The organism is Aquibium microcysteis (assembly GCF_014495845.1).
Classification (GTDB): Bacteria; Pseudomonadota; Alphaproteobacteria; order Rhizobiales; family Rhizobiaceae; genus Aquibium; species Aquibium microcysteis.
Map to the genome: position 1 here is coordinate 1318883 of NZ_CP061080.1, position 18352 is coordinate 1337234.

Below are 18352 nucleotides of genomic sequence, written 5' to 3' on the forward strand. Positions count from 1 at the left end.
ACTCGCCCGGCCAACGTGCACACTAGGGCGTCGAAGCGAGTTGGCGAGGGGGTCGCCGTCGGCCTTGGAACGCAACCTACTCAAATTCATCTGGAAGAACTCGCGGCTGAAGCAGGTCTGGCTGCTCTTCGTGATCATCGCGTCGATGCCGTTCTACTTCCTGTCGCTCGAGCTTCCCAAGCAGATCGTCAACGGCCCGATCCAGGGCCGCGACTTCGACGCGATCGATGCGACCCAGCCCTTCCTGCGGCTGACCCTGCCTTACGGCGAAACGCTTTTCGGCCGCGAGATCGAGCTGTTCGGCGGCCTCCAGCTCGACCGCATCGAGATGCTGTTCGCGCTCTGCATCCTGTTCATGGGCTTCGTGTTCCTGAACGGCTGGTTCAAGCTCTACACCAACACCTACAAGGGCAAGCTCGGCGAGGAGGTTCTGCGGCAGCTCCGCTACACGCTGCTCGACCGCGTGCTGCGCTACCGCGTTGCCCGCTTCCGCAATCTGAAGGGCGCCGAAGTCGCCTCGGTGATCAAGGACGAGGTCGAGCCGCTCGGCGAATTCGTCGGCGACGCCTATTCGCTGCCGCTGTTCCTGGGCGGCCAGGCCATCACCGGCCTGCTCTTCCTGTTCCTGCAGAGCGTCTATTTCGGCCTGCTGACGATCGCCATCGTCGCCTTCCAGATCTGGCTCATCCCGCGCATGCGCCGCAAGCTGATCCTGCTCGGGCGGCAGCGGCAGATCCAGGCGCGCAGGCTCGCCGGCCAGGTCGCCGAGACGGTGGACATGGCCCCCGACATCCACGTCAACGACATGTCGAACTACACCCGCGCGCGCCATTACGGCCTGCTGCAGAACATCCTCGACATCCGCTTCGAACTCTACCAGCGCAAGTTCACGGTCAAATACGTGAACAACCTTCTGATGCAGTTCCTGTCGTTCCTGTTCTATCTGATCGGCGGCTATTTCGTGATCACCGGACGGCTCGACATCGGCCAGCTCGTCGCCGTGATCGCCGCCTACAAGGATCTTCCGGGGCCGATCAAGGGCCTGATCGACTACGACCAGATCCGCCTGATGAACGAGGCGCGCTACGAGCAGACGATCGATTCCTTCCGCGACGACGGCCTGATCGCGCCCGAACTCCAGGCGATGCCGCAGCAGGCCATCCCGCGCCTCCAGAAGGGTTACGAGCTCGACCACGTCAAGCTCGACGACGAGACCGGGCGGACCGTGCTCGAGAACGTCCGGCTGCACATCCGTCCCGGCGACCGCATCGCGATCGTGACGCGCGGCAACGACGCGGCGCGCACGGCGGCGAGCGTCTTTGCGGGCGCACTGGTGCGGCTCGTCCTGCCGGCGTCCGGCTCGATCCTGCTCGACGACAGGCCGCTCGACGAACACCCCGAGAGCCTGACCGGCCGGCGCATCGGCTATGCCGACGGCAACACCTATTTCCCGGCCGGAACCATTCGGGACAACCTTCTGATGGTCCTGAAGAATCGCCCGGTGGACGAGAGCCAGCGCGGCTCCACGGCGAAGCGTCCGACGACGGCCGGCATGCTCAATCACGTGCCGCCCTCGGCCGATTCGGAATGGATCGACTACGCCGATCTCGGCGTCGAGGGGAAGGCCGGGCTCGACGCGCACGTCGCGGGCGTGCTGGAGATCGCGGGCCTGACCCGGCAGATCCAGGACCTCGGCCTGCGCGGCACCGTCGATCCGGTGAAGAACAAGGAGTTTTCCGACAAGATCGTCGAGGTCCGGCACGAATTCCGCGAGAATGCGGCCTCGCTCGGGGTGGAAGGCATCGTCCAGTCCTTCCATCCGGAACTCTACAATTCGCAGGCAACCGTCGGCGAGAACCTGCTCTTCGGAACGGCGCTCGATCCGGCCTGGGCGCCCGCCGAACTGCCGCGCAATCCGACGATCCTCGCGATCCTCGAGCGCAACGGCCTGCGATCGGCCTTCCAGGAGATGGGCCAGCGGATCGCCGAGGCGCGGATCGAACTGTTCGGCGACCTCGCCCCCGATTCGAAGATCTTCGAGACCGTGGCCGACGTCACCTATGAAGAGATTGTCCGGTTGAAGGAGATCGTCGGCCGGCTCAAGATGGCCGAGCGGCAGGAGCCGCAGCGGCAGGAAGCCGCGCCGAAGGGCAAGAAGGGGCCGCAGAAACTCTCGGACCGCGACGAAGTGTTCCGGCTCGCCTTCGACTATTGCGAGGCCCAGAGCCGCTTCGGCGTGCTCGACGCCGAGACCGAGGCCAAGATCCTCGCCGCGCGCGACGATCTGCGCCGCGAGATCGCCGGCATGGAGGTGGCCCCCGTCTTCTTCCACGATCCGGACCGCTACAATCCGACGGCGTCCGTCCTCGACAACATCCTGCTCGGTCGTATCTCGTCCACCGTGGTCGACGGCCGCGAGAAGGTGCTGGCGGCCGTCCAGGTGCTCGTCGCGCGGACCGGTATCTCGGATGGCCTGCTGCAGGCGGGCCTGAACTTCGAGATGGGCAATGGCGGGCGCCGCCTCTCCGATCAGCAGCGCCAGAAGCTCCATGTCGCGCGCGTGCTCCTGAAGAAGCCGGACATCATCGTCCTCAACGAGGTGCTCGGCGCCATGGACGCGCCCGGCCGCCGCGAGATCATGGCGCGCCTCGTCGACGGCGCCGCGCCCGGCGGGGCCGACGTCCGCCCGGGCTTCGTGGTCGTGCTGCTCGACGACGAGCTTGCGGAACGGTTCGATCGCGTGCTGACTTACACCAACGGCGCCTTCGTCGAGACGGAGCGCCCGACCCGCGAACCGCAGCCGCATGCGATGCAGGATGCGGCGAAATGAAGGAACATCTTCGATGAGTACGCTCAAGGACGAAGTGGAGGTTCTGCGCAAGATACCGCTCTTTGCCGCGATGGATCCTTCCAAGCTGAAGCTGCTCGCCTATGCGTCCGACAAGGTCGAGTACGAGGACGGCCAGCTGCTGTTCCGCCAGGGCGACCAGGGCGACGCGGCCTTCATCGTGCTCAGCGGCGTCGCCGACATCGTGTCGGAGACCGGCGGGACGGAAGTGGTCGTCGCCCAGCTGCGCGATCATGCGCTGCTCGGGGAGATGTCGGTGTTCTGCGACATCCCGCGCTCTGCCACGGTGCGCGCCAACGGGCGCCTCGTGGCGCTCAAGATCGGCAAGGGCTACCTGCTCGACCTGATCAAGGAGTTTCCCGAACTCGCCACACGCATCATCCGCGAACTGGCCTTCCGCCTGGCCAAGACGACGGCCGACCTCGCTGCTAGCGAACGCGCCGCCCGTCACTGACCCGCCGAGTCGGGCAGACGGCGTCTTCTCTTCGAGTACGGCGGATGGCCATCCGGCCGCCCTGGGGACGCGTCCCCGCGCGGGGCCAATCCCGCTTGCCTCGCCGCGCGCCCCTCGCTAGGCCGTTGCAATATCGAGCTTCAAGGGGCGCCTTTCATGAAACGACTGATCCTGCTTGGAATTCTGGGGACGGCGCTGGCCGGCTGTACGACGACGGAAGAGGCCAACAAGGCCATCAAGTCGCGCTGGATCGGCCAGCCGAGCGACAGCTTCTTTGCTCAGTACGGCCCGCCCGTCCGCTCCTTCCCGCTCAACAACGGCGGAATCGTCTACACTTGGCGCGGCGGCGAGACCACGCAGGTCATCCCCGCCGAGTACCGCACGATCCAGCCGGCGACGCCGCTCGCCTCGTCCAGCAGCACGGTGACGACCGTCACCAGGCCGGATCCCGGCACGACGGTGACCGAGACGCGCACGACGAACCTCAACCTCGGCCTGCAGGCACAGCCTCAGCACGTGCTGGTGCGGCCGGAGCGCATCGAGCAGCTGTTCTGCGAGGCGCAGATCACGGTGGACCGGTCGGGCGTGATCGGCAACATCGAGGCGAGCCGCGACACCACGGGCGCCGGCTTCAGCCTGTCGCGCTGCGCGGAAGTCTTCAGGGTGCAGTGACGCGCGAAGACGCGTCGGGAGGCGGTTGACCTCACGTCGAGACCGCCTCCCGCCGGGTGCGGTCTGGCGATTCGGCGCAGGAGCGGATGCGCGGGTGATGGCCGGCCGCCCTCAGGCGGCGCCGTCCTTCTCCTCGCGCAGGTTGGAAATCACGCGACGGTTCTGCACCCGGCAGGACGTATCGGTGCAGTCGCGCACGACGCGTTCCTTGCCGTAGCCCTTGGCCCAAAGGCGGTTGGCATCGATACCGCCGGCGATCATGTAGTTCATCACCGCTTCGGCACGCTTGCGCGACAGCTCGTTCATCGCCGCGTCGCCGCCGGGATCGTCGGCGAAGCCCTGCAGCTTGACCAGCCAGCGCGGATGTTTCTTCAGCCAGGCGATCTGGTTGTCGATGGTCGTCTTGGCGACCGAATCCAGCGCCGCCGATCCTTCGGCGAAGTAGGTGCGGCGGCCGACGTTGAGGATGAAGTCCTCCTCCGACCCCGGCTGAATGTTGGCGAAGCCGGTGGCGGGCGCATTGGTGACGTCCGGCACCGGCGGCTCGAGCGCCGTCGTCGAACAGGCGCTGACTCCCAGCGCGAGGGCTCCGAAGGCAAGTGCGCGAAGGCCGTGCATCCTCGATGTCATGACGATCTCGCTCAGCCCTTCTTCGGCGCGTTGTCGGCGATATGCGGCAGAACCTGCACCGCAGTCCCGATCGGGCAGCGCTGATAGAGGTCCATGACGTCTTCGTTGAACATGCGGATGCAGCCCGAGGAGGCGTCCGTGCCGATGCTCCAGGGCTCCAGCGTCCCGTGAAAGCGGTAGCCGGTGTCCGCGCCGTCGCGGTAGAGATACAGGGCGCGCGGTCCGAGCGGATTGTCCGGCGCCCCGCCCTCGATGTACTGCGGCAGGCCCGGCTTGCGCTCGTGCATCTCCGGCGGCGGCGTCCAGCGCGGCCACAGCGCCTTGCGGGCGACGTTGGCGCGGCCGTACCATTTGAAACCTTCCTTGCCGACGCCCACGCCGTAGCGCACCGCGGTCTGGTTCTCGACGATCAGGTAGAGAAAGTGGTGCATCGTGTCGACGACGACGGTGCCGGCCGGCTCGGACGAATAGTACTTGACGATCTGCCGCCGCCAGGCCGGGTCGATCGCCTCGAAATTCGTGCGCTTCCAGGTCACGTTGTTGTCGACGGCGGTACCGGCGAACCAGGATTTCTTGGCCGCGGCCGCGGCCGGCCCGCCGAGCGCCGTTCCGGCAGCCATTGCCGCCCCGCCGGCCAGAAGGTCGCGACGCGTGAACTCCATCTTGCTCATCCTCCAATGTGACGCGGCGGAACTATAGATGAGAAACCACCCGCCTCCAATATGATGAACTTCACAGTCGGGGTGCTCGCGGTGCACGTTTCGCCGCGACCGTCGCCCGTTCAAGGCGGCGCTGCGCTTTGGCGATCAAGCAGCCGTGATTCGACCCGCCCGACCGTCCTCCCTAGCCTCCGCGCACGAACCGGATGCGGAGGAGACGGCGATGGCGGACACGAAGATCACCCAGGCGATGATCGACGCCTACGACGAATACACCCACCTGACGCTCGACCGGCGCGGCTTCATGGCCAGGCTGACCAGGCTCGCCGGCTCGGGTGCGGCGGCGGCCGCGATCGCGCCCATGCTTGCCGCCAACGCGGCGAAAGCCGCCATGGTCGCACCCGACGACGCCCGGGTCGTCGCGGAGGATGTCACCTATCCGGGTGCCGGCGGCGAGATGAAGGGCTACCTCGTCCGTCCCGCCGGCGCCGAAGGCAGGCTGCCCGCCATCATCGTGATCCACGAGAACCGCGGTCTCAATCCGCACATCCGCGACGTCGCCCGGCGTCTGGCGCTCGAGGGCTTCGTGGCGCTGGCCCCCGATTTCCTCTCGCCGCTCGGCGGAACGCCGGACGACGAAGAGAAGGCGCGCGGAATGTTCGGCCAGCTCGACCGCGCGGCGGTCGCCGCCGACGGCGTCGCGACGGTGGCCTTCCTGGAAGCGCACGCGCGCGCAAGCGGCAAGGTCGGGGCGGTCGGTTTCTGCTGGGGCGGCGGAGCGGTCAACGACCTCGCCGTCGCATCGCCAGCCCTCGACGCGGGCGTGGCCTATTACGGCCGCCAGGCCGACACGGCCGAGGTGGCGAAGATCGAGGCGCCTCTGTTGCTGCACTATGCCGGGCAGGACGAGCGCATCAATGCCGGCATCGACGCCTACCGGGCGGCGCTCGAAACCGCCGGAAAGGTCTTCACTATCCACGTCTACGACGGGGTCCAGCACGCCTTCAACAACGACACCTCCGAGGCGCGCTACGACGCGGCGGCGGCGAAGCTGGCCTGGGAGCGTACGCTGGCGTTCTTCCGGGAACACCTCGCCTGATCACGCGGAGCGTGTAATTCAGTCGATCGGTTGCAGCCGCGCGGCCCGCTCGCGGCGCAAGGTCGCGCGCAGCCGCAGGATCTCGATCGGCACCGGCTCGGCCCTCTTGGCCAGGGCGTAGATCTCGTCGTTCAGGTCGCGCAGCGCGCGCCAGAAGTCATAGTCCGTGACCAGCGGGCTCTGCGCCAAGCGGCGGGACAGACGGTTGATATCGTTGGGCATTTCGAATCTCGCGCAGGCCGGTTCGTCTGCTCTGCATAGTTGCCGTTCGCGCGTTATCAAGCAACCGTCTCTTGCAGCTGCTTCACGCCGTCAGCGCGGAATGGTTAACGGAGAACCGTTCGCCGGACCGGAGAGGAACCGGCCCGGCGAGGCCGCGTTCCGGGTTCCGGTCCCCTCAGCGATGCTCCTCGACCGAGCTCTGCACAAGCGCCCGGTTGAAATGCTGGAGCGCGGCGAGATGGCTCGCCCATCCGACCAAGGTCTGATCGTTCGCTGGATCGACGACGGGCAGCCGGTCGTGGCCGCCGGCGTCGAAGGCGCGCAGCGCGGCCGCCAGCGTGTCGGTCGGTCGCAGCACCGGGCCGCCGCCGTCGGGCCGGTCCGGCTCGGTGCCGTCCTGCAGCGGCTCCATGAAATCCATGACCCGGGCATTGGCGCCGATGGGCTTGTGCGGTCCCTCCCGCAGGTCCAGTCCGCGCAGGCGCAGCTGCCACTGGAACCAGGAATAGCCGTGCAGCGCCTGCACGATGCCCTGCGCCACGGCGACCGTCAGCAGGAGCGCGATGGAGAGGCGGTAGCCGCCGGTGAGTTCGAACACGATCATGGCGGTGGAGATCGGCGCGCCGAACACGGCGCCGGCCACCGCGCCCATCCCGAGGATGGCATAGAGCCCGCCGCTGGAGGCGAGGTCGGGAAAGACCGACTGCGCCATGGACCCGAAGGCCGCGCCCGTCAGCCCGCCCACGACGAGGGCCGGCGAGAAGATCCCGCCGCCGAATCGCGATCCGAGCGTGATCGCGGTCGCGACCGTCTTGACCACGACGAGCGTCAGCATAAGCCCCAGCGACAACTGTCCCGACAGGGCGAGATTGGTGGTCTCGTACCCCACCCCGAGCACCTGCGGAAAGGCCAGGCCGATCAGGCCCACGATCGCCCCGCCGATCACCGGGCGCAGCCAGAGCGGCACGTCGATGTGCCGCGCGCCGTCGTCGGCGATCCGCAGGGCGAGCTGGAACAGCAGTGCGACGGCCGCGCAGACGATGCCGAGCAGCACGAAGGCGGGAAACTCCCAGTACGAGACGACGGCGTAGTCGGGCATGGTGAAGGCCGCGTCCGGTCCGAACCACTGCCGCGCGATCAGGCTGCCGGCGGTGGCCGCGAGCATGATCGGCACGAAGGAGCGCAGCGCATAATGGCCGAGCACCACCTCGTGGGCGAAGAGCACGCCGGCGAAGGGGGCGTTGAAGGAGGCGGCCACCGCGCTCGCCACGCCGGCCGACAGCAGGGTGCGGCGGCACCATTCCGGCGGTGCCGCGCGCCGTGCGATCGTCTCGCCGAGCGTCGCGCCGAGATGGACGATCGGTCCCTCGCGGCCGGCACTGCCGCCGCCGCCCACCGTGATGGCCGAGACCAGCGCCGACCACAGCCCGTCGCGCAGGCCGAGCGTGCGACCGGAATAGGCGCGCGCCTCGATGACGTCGGCGACGCCGCCCGCCCGGCGCGAGGAAATCCGGGTGAGAAGCATCCCGACGGCCACGCCCGCGAGCAGGGGTCCGAGCGGCACCAGCCACCACGCGGCCGAACGGGCCGCCGTCAGCGTGTTTTCCGACGACGAGCCGATCCACAGCAGCTGGACCAGGCCGATCAGCTCGCAAAACAGCACGGCCACGATGCCCGCCGCCACGCCCACCGCCAGCGCCAGCGCCCACAGCACGTGCTGCCGCTCCGCCCGGAAGTCGCGCAGGTTGGCGGCGAGCCAGCCGAGCCGGCGCGTCAGCTGCGATCGCATGCGCGTCGGCACCGGCATCGCTCCGGCGGGCGGTCAGGACTTGCGACGGATGCCGATCGACCGTCCGGCGCGCTCGGGCATCGGCAGCCCGCCATGTGCGGCCGCCATGGCCTCCACCCGCGCCATGATGTCGGCAGGGAAGGGCGCCACCTTCGGCCCGGCCATGTCGATGTGCAGCGTCAGTGTTTCCGAGGTCGCGGCGAGCCAGCCATCCACGTGACGGATCTCCTGGTAGGAGCGCAGTCGCTTCTCGTCGTGGTCGATCAGCTGGAACGTGCCGCGCACCCTGTCGCCCAGATGCAGTTCGCGCACGTAGCAGACGTGCACCTCCGCGGTATAGACGGTCAGCCGCCGCGTCGCCGCGTAGTCGGGGCCCATCCCCAGGAGGGCGAAGGCCTCGTCCGCGCAGCGGTCGAACAGCACGTTGTAGTAGGCCATGTTCAGGTGGCCGTTGTAGTCGATCCAGCTCTCCTCGATGTCCATGGTGCCGGAAAGGAACGGAGCGCTGTCGGTCATGGGAGAATCCTTGCTGCGGGTGGCTTGATCGTTGGGGCGGACGGTTTAAGCATGCGCCGGCTGGCGCCGGACGGCGCCAGCCGATGAAACAGGCTGGCACCGCTCGGCGCCAACAGATGAAGCAAGCGGGCGCCGATCACAAGCCTGCGGGGGAGGAGCATCGGATGGCACTGGCTGATCTCTTGCGCATGGACCGCAACGAGAGCGGGATCGCGACCGTTCTCGGCATCCTGAAGCAGCGTTTCGGCGAAAGCCTGGTGACCGGCCGGTCGATACGCGAACAGCACGCGCACACCACGACCTATCTGCCGTCGCAGGTTCCGGATGCCGTGGTCTTCGCCAGGAGCACCGAGGACGTCCAGGACGTCGTGCGCGTCTGCGCCGAACATCGCGTGCCCGTCGTTCCGTTCGGCACCGGCACGTCGCTGGAAGGCCAGGTGAACGCACCGGCCGGAGGCATCTCCATCGACCTGGCGGGCATGAACCGGATCCTCGCCGTCAATGCCGAAGACCTCGACTGTGTGATCGAACCGGGCGTCACCCGCGAGGCGCTGAACACGCACCTGCGCGACACCGGCCTGTTCTTCCCGATCGATCCCGGCGCCAATGCGAGCCTCGGCGGCATGGCCTCGACGCGGGCCTCGGGCACCAATGCGGTGCGCTACGGCACCATGCGCGACAACGTGCTCGCCCTGACGGCGGTGATGGCCGACGGCCGCGCGGTCACGACGGCCACGCGCGCGCGAAAAACCTCGGCCGGCTACGACCTGACTCGGCTGATCGTCGGCTCGGAGGGAACGCTCGGCATCATCACCTCGCTGACGCTGCGGCTGCAGGGCATCCCCCAGGCGATCGCGGGCGGCGTCTGCCCGTTCCCGAGCGTCGAGGCGGCCTGCAACGCCGTCATCGCCACCATCCAGATGGGCATCCCGGTGGCGCGGATCGAACTCGTCAACCAGTTGCAGATGCAGGCGATCAACGCCTACGCAAAGCTCTCCTATCCCGAGAGCCCCTGCCTGTTCCTCGAATTCCACGGCACCGATGCCGGCGTGGCGGAGCAGTCCGAACTGTTCGGCGAGATCGCGACCGAGCTCGGAGGCGGTCCGTTCCTGTGGACCCGCGAGGCGGAGGAGCGGACGCGGCTGTGGAGCGCGCGGCACAATGCCTACCACGCCGTCAAGGCGCTGCGTCCCGGCTACCAGGCGGTGGCGACCGACGTCTGCGTGCCGATCTCGCGGCTCGCGGAATGCATCGTCGAGACCGAGCGGGACATCGCCGAGTCGGGCCTCGTCGCGCCGATCGTCGGCCATGTCGGCGACGGCAACTTTCACGTCTCGCCGTTGATCGACGCCAATGACCCGCGTGACATCGAAAAACTCGAAGCCTTCATCGCGCGGCTGAACGCGCGCGCGCTCGCCATGGACGGCACCTGCACCGGCGAGCACGGCATCGGCCAGGGCAAGATGGGTTTCCTGGAGAAGGAACTCGGTGCCGGCGTCGACGTCATGCGCGCGATCAAGCGCTCGCTCGACCCGCTCAACATCATGAACCCGGGCAAGATCTTCAGCCTCTGACCAGAATGCGGGAAATGCGGGGACAGTTTACTCAATTCGGTCAGAAGACCGTGCGTCATGAAGCTGTCCGCGATCCGAATTAAGTAAACTGTCCCCGTATTTCGTGCCCGCATTTCCCGCATTTCGCGCGGCGCCAAGAGCTGCCGCGGGACGCTTCGTTGCGACGGCGCAGTCCATGTGACGCAGCGCAGGTCGGTTGTCCTGCGGCGTGAGACGGATACATAGGAGTCTGACGCGAAAGAGGAGGCCTCGCGCCTGCGAGGCTCACGATCCCGATGTTCGATCATGCCGACGCGGTTCTCCTGGCCCGTATCCAGTTCGCCTTCACGGTCTCGTTCCATTTCCTCTTCCCGGCTTTCTCCATCGGGCTCGCCAGCTATCTGGCGGTCCTGAACGGGCTGTGGCTCGCGGGCTACGGCCAGGTCTACCGGGTCCTGTTCGACTACTGGAAGAAGATCTTCGCGCTGGTCTTCGCCATGGGCGTCGTGTCCGGCATCGTCATGAGCTACCAGTTCGGCACCAATTGGAGCGTCTTCTCCGACAAGGCGGGTCCGGTCATCGGCGCGCCGATGGCATACGAGGTGCTGTCGGCCTTCTTCCTCGAGGCCGGCTTCCTCGGCATCATGCTCTTCGGCCGCGAACGCGTGGGCAACGCGCTGCACATGGTGGCGACCGCCGTCGTCGCCGTCGGAACGCTGCTCTCGGCCTTCTGGATACTGTCGGTGAACTCCTGGATGCACACGCCGGCGGGTTTCACCATCGACGCCGTCACGGGGCAGTTCCTGCCCACGAACTTCTGGGAATCGATCTTCAATCCGTCCTTCCCCTACCGGCTCGCCCACACGGTGACCGCCGCCTACCTGACCACCGCCTTCATCGTTGGCGGCGTCGGCGCCTGGCACCTGCTGCGCCGCACCGCGGGAGACAATCCGGGCGCGCGGCGGATGTTCTCCATGGCCATGTGGATGGCCGCCTTCGTCGCGCCGATCCAGGTCTTCATCGGCGATCTCCACGGCCTCAACACCATGGAGCACCAGCCGCAGAAGGTCATGGCGATGGAAGGCCATTACGAAAGCCACCCCGAAGGCTGGGCGCCGCTCTACCTCTTCGGCATCCCCAACGACGCGGAGCAGCGGCTCGACTATGCCTTCGGCATCCCCGGGGCGTCGTCCCTGATCCTCGGCCACAGCCTCTCGGCGCCGCTGGCCGGCCTCGACACGATTCCCGACGACGAGCAGCCGCCGGTCGCCATCGTCTTCTGGTCCTTCCGCATCATGGTCGGGCTCGGCCTGCTGATGGTCGCGGTCGGCATCTGGTCGCTCTTCGCCCGCTGGCGCGGTACGCTCTACACCAGCCGCCCGCTGCACCGCTTCGCGGTCGCGATGGGACCGTCCGGACTGGTCGCCGTGCTGGCCGGCTGGGTCACCACCGAGGTGGGGCGCCAGCCCTACACGATCTGGGGCCTGCTCAGGACGGCCGATTCGGCCGCCCCGCTCGACGCGTCCGCCGTCGGCGCCTCGCTGATCGCCTTCGTCGTCGTCTACTTCATCGTCTTCGGCGCCGGCACCTTCTACGTGCTGCGGCTGATGGCCAAGGCGCCGTTCACCGGCGGCCCCGACGACTGGGAGACGCGGGCCCCGATCCGCACCGCCGGCATCGCGCCCGGACCTGCGCAGGGCACGCCGACCGAGCACGGTCCGAAGATCGAGGAGGAGACACGCTGATGGAACTCGGTCTCGGTGTGAACGTCGACCTGACGGTGGTCTGGGCCTTCCTGATCGCCTTCGCGGTCTTCGCCTACGTCGTCCTCGACGGCTTCGACCTCGGGCTCGGCATGCTGTTCGCGGTCGCGCCCGAGAGGCGCGACCGCGACGTCATGATGAACTCCGTCGCGCCGGTCTGGGACGGCAACGAGACCTGGCTCGTCCTCGGCGGGGGAGGGCTGTTCGCCGCCTTTCCGCTCGCCTATGCGCTGGTTCTGCCGGCCCTCTACGCGCCGATCATCGCCATGCTGCTGGCGCTGATCTTCCGCGGCGTCGCCTTCGAATTCCGCTGGCGGACCGAGCGCTGGCGCGGTGTCTGGGACTTCGCGTTCATCTCGGGCTCCGCCATGGCCTCTTTCGCGCAGGGCGTGGCCCTCGGCGCGCTGCTGCAGGGCATCGAGGTCGACATGACGGCGCGCAGCTATGCCGGCGGCTGGTTCGACTGGCTGACGCCCTTCTCGATCGTCACCGGCATCGCGGTCATGGCCGGCTACTGCCTGCTCGGCGCGACCTGGCTGGTCATGAAGACAGAGGGCGACCTGCAGGACCGCATGCGCCGTCTCGCCTGGCCCTTCGGCCTCGCCACGCTCGGCTTCATCGGCATCGTCAGCCTGTGGACGCCCTTCCTGCAGGACGGCTACTACAATCGCTGGTTCACCGGCTGGGGTCTCGCGCTGGCGGTCGGGGTCGGCGCCGCCGTCCTCCTCGTCGCCTGGGGGATGTTCACGAGCCTGACGGTCCACCGCCACGAATACCGGCCCTTTCTCCAGGCGATCGCGCTGTTCGCGCTCTGTTTCGTCGGGCTCGGCATCGCCATGTGGCCCTACGTGGTGCCGGTCGAAGTGACGATCTGGGATGCCGCCGCGCCCGAGAAGAGCCAGGTCTTCATGCTCATCGGCGCCGTGGTGCTGATCCCGCTGATCCTGGGTTATACAGCCTATGCCTACTGGATCTTCCGCGGCAAGATCGATCCCGACGCGGGCTATCACTGATGGGGCGGGAGGCAGGGCAGGGGTCCGGCGGGCGGGCGACGCCGCGCGCCTGGGGCATCCGGATCGCTTGGTTCGTGGGCATCTGGCTGGCGAGCATCGCCGCGCTCGGGGCCGTCGCCTGGATCATCCGCTTCTGGCTGGTCGGCTGACGCAGCTCGGGGCGCGGAGGTTGCCCTCGTGCCGCCGCCACTTTATGGCCATGGGGATAGGAATAGACTGACGCACGTACACCGTCGCGCAACGTCCTGCGGGGAGCCAGACACTGGCACGTCTCTTCGTCCTCTTCGGCGGCCTTCTTCTGCTGGCACTCGTCGTGGCGCTGGTCGGCCCGTATTTCGTCAACTGGACGGGCTACCGGACCGCCTTCGAGAGCGAGGCGAGCCGCATCCTCGGCCGAACCGTCACGGTCGAGGGCGACGTCCGCGCCCGCCTGCTGCCGTTTCCGTCGGTGACCTTCGGCGACGTGCGGGTGGCCGGCGCCGATCCCGCCCGGGCCGCGATGACCATCGAGGAGTTCTCGATGGACGCAGAGCTCGCGCCCTTCATGCGCGGCGAACTCCTGATCTTCGACATGCGGCTCGTGCGGCCCGAAGCCTTCTTCAACGTCGATGCGGACGGCTCGATCGACTGGGCGTCGCGCCCGTCCAATCTGCTTGATCCGTCGCAGATCCGGCTGGAGAAGGTGCGCGTGACCGAGGGCAAGGTCACGCTGGTCCATGCCAACAGCGGCCGGACGCACAGGCTGACCGAGATCAACGCCGACGTGTCGGCCACGACGCTGGCCGGGCCTTGGCGCATGGAAGGCTCGCTGCGGCTCGACGGCATGCGCACGGCCGTCTCCGTCTCGACGGGCACCGTCACGCCCGAGGGCGGCATGCGGATCCGGCTCCGTGCCGCGCCCGAACGCTACCCGGTCGAACTGGAGACGGATGGTCTCGCGCGCTTCGACGAGGCGGCGGGCCTCTACGCGGGGACCTTCAGGCTGAACGCCCGCAACGCCGCCGGGCCGGTGCCGGCAGCCGCCGAGCCGGAGGCGAAACCGGGCATTCCCGACTATCGCTTTTCCGGCCGTTTCGCGCTGGACCACCGCCGGCTGGACGTTCCGGAATTCCGCATCGAGACCGGACCCCGCGACAATCCCTACACCGCCGACGGAACGGCGCTCTTCCACCTCGGCGCCGACCCGCGCTTCCTGGTACAGGCAACGGGCGCGCAGGTGCGCCTGGAGGACGCCGCCGCCGCCGCTCCCGCCTTCTCCGGCGCCACCTTCGCACAACGCTTCTCGGCCCTGAAGGCGTTCCTCCAGGACCTGCCGCGACCGACGATCCCCGGCACCATCGACCTCGACCTCCCCGCCATCGTGGCCGGCGACACCACCATCCGCGACGTCCGTCTGTCGGCCGAGCCGGCGGCATCGGGATGGACGGTCGACAGGCTGTCGGCGACGCTGCCCGGCCGAACCACGCTCGAGGCCAGCGGTCGGCTCGATCTGACGCAGGAATTCGGTTTCGAGGGCAAGCTGCTCCTCGCCGTCGCCCAGCCGTCGGGCTTCGCCGCCTGGGTCGCCCGCGACGTCGACGACGCCATCCGCCGCCTGCCGGGCGCCGGTTTCTCGGCCGACGTGGCGCTGGGCGAACTGCGGCAAAGCTTTCGCAACGTCGAACTCGTCCTCGGCGAAACACGCTTCGAAGGGTCGCTCGAGCGCATCGTGCGCGAAGCGCTGCGGCCGGCGTTGATCGCCAGGCTGAGCGGCCGGGCCCTCGACGTCGACGGTCTTTCGGCCTTCGCCTCGCTCTTCGTCAGCGATGCGGGCGTGACGCATTTCGGCGGCCACGACATCGATTTCGACCTCGATGCGGGCCCCGTTCGCGTCGCCGGTCTCACCGCCGACACGCTCGACGTCGCCATGCGGCTGCGCGAGGATCAACTCGAGATCGACCGTCTGGCGATCGGCGGGCTGGCCGGCGCCAACATCAGCGCCACGGCCAGCATCGCCGACATCGGCGCCGATCCTTCGGGCAAGGTCGACGCGACGGTCCTGGCGGCCGACCTCGGACCGCTGGTCGAGCTCGCTGCCGCGCGCTTTCCCGACGATCCGGTCGCGCAGGGCCTGCTGCGGCGCGTCCGGGCCTTCCCGGAGATGACCCGCGACGCGACGATCGACGTCGTCGCGTCGGTCGCCCGCAAGAACGACGGCTCGGACGTGGCGCTGACGGCGAAAGGCCGGACCGGCGGGAACGTCTTCGACCTGCAGGCAGGTGCCGCCGGCTATACGGACGATCTCGGCAAGGCCCGTCTCTCCGTCGAACTGAACGTGGAGGCGCAGGACAGCGCGCAGCTGCTGTCGCTCTATGGTCTTCCCGCCTTCGATCTCGGGGTCACCCCGCAGGGCACGACGATGCTCTCGCTGTCCGGCGTTCCGGCCGACGGTGCCGCGCTCGCGCTCGCCTTCACCGCACCCGCCGCGACGGCGCGCTTCGACGGCACGCTGCGCCGGTCGGGGGAACCGGACGGCGTGGCCTACCTCGCCGAGGGCGCGGCGCGGCTCTCGGCCACCGATCTCGAGCCATGGCTGATGACGACCGGGACCATGCTGCCCGGCATGGGCATCGGCCTTCCCGTGGAACTGAAGGCGGCGGTCTTGGCCGGTACCGACACGCTTCGACTGGACGGTCTGGATGGCACCGTCGCCGGCATGGCGCTGTCCGGCGACCTCTCGGCGATATGGCCCGACGGCCGGCCGCATGTGGAGGGCGGCCTGAAGCTCGCCGGCCTCGACCTCGTCGATGCCGCGGCGCTGGTTCTGGGAGAAGAGGCCCTGCAGGAGCAAGGCGAGGGCTGGCCGTCCGCTCCCTTCAGCGAGACGCTGCGCCTGCCCTTCACCGCCGAACTCGCGCTCTCCGTCGATGCTCTCGACGCCGCGCTGCGGCCCCTGGCGGACGACGTCACTCTCTCCGTCGACCTCGACCGTGAAGGCATTCGGGTGTCCAACCTGACCGGCCGGATGCTCGGCGGAACCGTGAAGGCTCTCGCTGAACTCTCCAACAATGGCGGCACGGGCCTCTTCTCCGGGCAGATATCCGTCGCGGGCGCCGATGCGGCCGCCGTGCTCGGTGCCGACGACGCGGCAGGCCGCGCCGACGTCAGCGCCTCGGTGACGGCGAGCGGCAAGTCGGTCGAGGCGCTGGTCGCGTCGCTCGCCGGGTCCGGCACCGCCCGCTTTCGTGATCTGGTGCTTCCGGGGATCGATCCGGGCGCATTGGGCGGCATTCTCGCCAAGGCCGACGAGATTGGCCGCGATATCGACGACGCGAAGGTCGCGGCCTTCGCAGGCGAGGTTGCCGGCGCCGGTCGTTTCTCCGCCCGCGACGTGGAGGTGCCGTTCACCGTCGCGACCGGATCGCTGCGCACCCCGGCCTTCTTTCTGGAGACCGAGGGCGCCACGATGTCGCTGGAGGTGCAGGCGGACCTGACGACGGGCGGAATCGAGGCGTCCGGCGACATCGACTACGATCCCGGGCCGGACGCCCTGGTCGGGTCCGAACCGTCCCTGGGGATCACCGTGCAGGGGCCGTTCGGCGGCACGACGGCGCGCTTCGAGACCGCGCCGCTGACCCAGTACCTGACCCAGCGCGCCCTCGAACGCGAGCAGGCGCGGGTCGAGGCCATGCAGGCCGGTCTCCTCGAGCGGCAGAGGCTGCGCCGGGAGGTCCGCTACTACGCCGCCCTGGCCGACGACGCTGCCCGCACGCGTCTGGAAGCCGCCGAACGGGCCGCGCGCGAGGGCGAAAGGATCAGGCAGGAGGAGGAACGCGCGCGCCAGGCGGCCGTGACGCCGGTCGAGCCCGACACGGAAACGGTCGAGCCGCTCGAGCCGCCGCTGCCCACGCGGGCACAGCGTCCCGCTCCGGCCACGCCCGAGTTCAGCCTCGACGCCATCGGCCGAATCCTCCAGGACCTGCCGGAGCGGCCCTGAGAGGATGTGAAAGAAGGCCCGGTTGCGCGCGACCTGGGCCGGAAATCTCGGGGATTCCGGTGGGCATTCTTCCGCATTCCCGATGGATTCACACTCTCTGAACGTCGCCGGTCGCGACGCGTCAGCCGGTGCGTGCGGCCAGCGCCTTGACATGGGCGAGGACGTGGATGCGCAACGCCGACGACAGGTTGGTCATGCGCGGCCGCGCTTCGTCGACTTCGCCGACGAGCGCTGCGAGCGATATGCCGCGCGCCTGCGCCATCGCCTGCAGTTCGTCGAGGAAGGGCTTTTCGAGCGAGAAGCTGGTGCGATGGCCGCGGATCGTCACCGAGCGCTTGATCTGCACCGTCAGCGCGACCCGTCGGGCTCGTCGCGTCGGTGGCCGTCGAGCAGCGCGGCGGTCCGCTGGCGCTCCGCCGCGTCCGCCTCGCGGTCGGCCTTGCTGCGTCCGTGCAGCGCGCGGTTCTCGGCGGCGACGCGGTCCTTTTCGGCGCGGGCGGTGCGCTTGCGGAAAAGCCGCAGGTTCACGACCTCGCCCATCGCCGTCTCAGCTCATTTTTTGCGAAAGGCGTCGAGCGAGACGACCTGCGCGCTCTTTGCGGCATCGTCGTCGCTGTCGGCCGTCGGGGCCGCAGGCTCCGGTTTCAGCCTCTCGGTCCGGCGTGCCGGGGTCGGCAGCACGGGCGCGGCGTCCTCGATCTCGGCGATCTCCGCCGCCGCGGGTTCGGCCTTCACGTCGAACTCGAGCTCGAAATTCACCGATGGGTCGTAGAAGCCGCGCACGGCTGCGAAGGGAACTTCCAGCTTCTCCGGGATGTCGGAGAAGGAGAGGCCGATCTCGAAACCGGTCTCCGATACCTTCAGGTCCCAGAACTGGTACTGCAGCACGATCGTCATCTGCTCCGGATAGCGCTCGCGCAGACGCGTCGACACGCGCACGCCGGGCGCACCCGTCAGGAAGGTGATGAAGAAGTGGTGGTTTCCGGGAAGCCCGGTCCGCGCGACTTCGCTCAGCACCTTGCGCATGACGCCGCGGAGGGCCTCCTGGGCGAGAATGTCGTAGCGTATGTGGTCGTCGGACATGAGGTTCCGTCTGGAGTGAGTCTCGATCCGGGTAGATGTAATGAAGCCGGGCGCGCGCGTAAACCGAATAAGGGC

The 18352-nt window shown here is 68.5% G+C and carries 17 protein-coding genes; 9 read left to right on the forward strand and 8 right to left on the reverse strand.

What is annotated here, in order from left to right; translation table 11 throughout:
- Nucleotides 1-64 precede the first annotated feature (64 nt).
- The 3 genes from IAI54_RS06040 (at nucleotide 65) to IAI54_RS06050 (ending at nucleotide 3974) form a co-directional block, all read left to right on the forward strand.
- Nucleotides 65-2830 carry an ABC transporter transmembrane domain-containing protein gene (locus tag IAI54_RS06040; protein WP_187971493.1) on the forward strand — a complete coding sequence of 922 codons (2766 nt, stop codon included), beginning with the start codon at nucleotides 65-67 and terminating at the stop codon, nucleotides 2828-2830.
- Nucleotides 2831-2843: 13 nt separating this feature from the next.
- On the forward strand, nucleotides 2844-3302 hold the full coding sequence (locus IAI54_RS06045; RefSeq protein WP_187971494.1) for a cyclic nucleotide-binding domain-containing protein: 459 nt from the start codon (nucleotides 2844-2846) through the stop codon (nucleotides 3300-3302).
- Nucleotides 3303-3458: 156 nt separating this feature from the next.
- Nucleotides 3459-3974, forward strand: coding sequence for a hypothetical protein (locus IAI54_RS06050; RefSeq protein WP_187971495.1), 516 nt, complete (start codon nucleotides 3459-3461; stop codon nucleotides 3972-3974).
- Between the two features lie 111 nt (nucleotides 3975-4085).
- Here the strand turns inward: IAI54_RS06050 and IAI54_RS06055 are convergent, their stop codons facing one another.
- Nucleotides 4086-4604: an OmpA family protein gene (locus IAI54_RS06055; RefSeq protein WP_187971496.1), complete on the reverse strand. Its 519-nt coding sequence runs from the start codon at nucleotides 4602-4604 to the stop codon at nucleotides 4086-4088.
- Nucleotides 4605-4615: 11 nt separating this feature from the next.
- Nucleotides 4616-5266, reverse strand: a complete 651-nt coding sequence (locus IAI54_RS06060; protein ID WP_187971497.1) for a L,D-transpeptidase — start codon at nucleotides 5264-5266, stop codon at nucleotides 4616-4618.
- Between the two features lie 220 nt (nucleotides 5267-5486).
- Between IAI54_RS06060 and IAI54_RS06065 the strand changes: the two genes are divergently transcribed.
- Nucleotides 5487-6362 (forward strand): dienelactone hydrolase family protein, encoded by an 876-nt coding sequence (locus tag IAI54_RS06065; protein ID WP_187971498.1) that lies wholly within the window; start codon nucleotides 5487-5489, stop codon nucleotides 6360-6362.
- Nucleotides 6363-6380: 18 nt separating this feature from the next.
- Here the strand turns inward: IAI54_RS06065 and IAI54_RS06070 are convergent, their stop codons facing one another.
- From IAI54_RS06070 to IAI54_RS06080, 3 genes are all read right to left on the reverse strand, one after another.
- Nucleotides 6381-6584: a hypothetical protein gene (locus tag IAI54_RS06070; RefSeq protein WP_187971499.1), complete on the reverse strand. Its 204-nt coding sequence runs from the start codon at nucleotides 6582-6584 to the stop codon at nucleotides 6381-6383.
- A gap of 175 nt (nucleotides 6585-6759) precedes the next feature.
- On the reverse strand, nucleotides 6760-8391 hold the full coding sequence (locus IAI54_RS06075; RefSeq protein WP_210321215.1) for a chloride channel protein: 1632 nt from the start codon (nucleotides 8389-8391) through the stop codon (nucleotides 6760-6762).
- Between the two features lie 15 nt (nucleotides 8392-8406).
- A complete protein-coding gene (locus IAI54_RS06080) occupies nucleotides 8407-8889 on the reverse strand; it encodes a thioesterase family protein (protein WP_187971500.1) in 483 nt (160 codons plus the stop codon).
- A gap of 164 nt (nucleotides 8890-9053) precedes the next feature.
- On the opposite strand from IAI54_RS06080, the gene IAI54_RS06085 reads away from it, so the two are divergent.
- The 5 genes from IAI54_RS06085 (at nucleotide 9054) to IAI54_RS06105 (ending at nucleotide 17194) form a co-directional block, all read left to right on the forward strand.
- On the forward strand, nucleotides 9054-10463 hold the full coding sequence (locus tag IAI54_RS06085) for an FAD-binding oxidoreductase (protein ID WP_187971501.1): 1410 nt from the start codon (nucleotides 9054-9056) through the stop codon (nucleotides 10461-10463).
- A gap of 275 nt (nucleotides 10464-10738) precedes the next feature.
- Nucleotides 10739-12187 carry a cytochrome ubiquinol oxidase subunit I gene (locus tag IAI54_RS06090; protein ID WP_187971502.1) on the forward strand — a complete coding sequence of 483 codons (1449 nt, stop codon included), beginning with the start codon at nucleotides 10739-10741 and terminating at the stop codon, nucleotides 12185-12187.
- Nucleotides 12188-12204: 17 nt separating this feature from the next.
- On the forward strand, nucleotides 12205-13218 hold the full coding sequence (gene cydB / locus IAI54_RS06095) for a cytochrome d ubiquinol oxidase subunit II (RefSeq protein WP_210321266.1): 1014 nt from the start codon (nucleotides 12205-12207) through the stop codon (nucleotides 13216-13218).
- Nucleotides 13218-13367: a DUF2474 family protein gene (locus IAI54_RS06100; protein ID WP_187971504.1), complete on the forward strand. Its 150-nt coding sequence runs from the start codon at nucleotides 13218-13220 to the stop codon at nucleotides 13365-13367. Before cydB ends, IAI54_RS06100 begins: the two co-directional genes overlap by 1 nt.
- Nucleotides 13368-13531: 164 nt before the next feature.
- The gene (locus IAI54_RS06105; RefSeq protein ID WP_187971505.1) at nucleotides 13532-17194 is read left to right on the forward strand and encodes an AsmA family protein; all 3663 of its coding nucleotides are present in this window, start codon (nucleotides 13532-13534) and stop codon (nucleotides 17192-17194) included.
- A 121-nt stretch (nucleotides 17195-17315) separates the two neighbouring features.
- Here the strand turns inward: IAI54_RS06105 and IAI54_RS06110 are convergent, their stop codons facing one another.
- Genes IAI54_RS06110 through IAI54_RS06120 form a run of 3 tightly spaced genes read right to left on the reverse strand, consistent with a single transcriptional unit; the run spans nucleotide 17316 to nucleotide 18277 of the window.
- Entirely contained in the window at nucleotides 17316-17546 is a 231-nt protein-coding gene (locus tag IAI54_RS06110; RefSeq protein ID WP_187973043.1) for a ribbon-helix-helix domain-containing protein, read from the reverse strand.
- Nucleotides 17543-17734: a DUF4169 family protein gene (locus IAI54_RS06115; protein WP_187971506.1), complete on the reverse strand. Its 192-nt coding sequence runs from the start codon at nucleotides 17732-17734 to the stop codon at nucleotides 17543-17545. The genes IAI54_RS06110 and IAI54_RS06115 overlap by 4 nt, the downstream gene beginning before the upstream one ends.
- Nucleotides 17735-17746: 12 nt before the next feature.
- Nucleotides 17747-18277 (reverse strand): SspB family protein, encoded by a 531-nt coding sequence (locus tag IAI54_RS06120; protein WP_187971507.1) that lies wholly within the window; start codon nucleotides 18275-18277, stop codon nucleotides 17747-17749.
- Nucleotides 18278-18352: the final 75 nt, after the last annotated feature.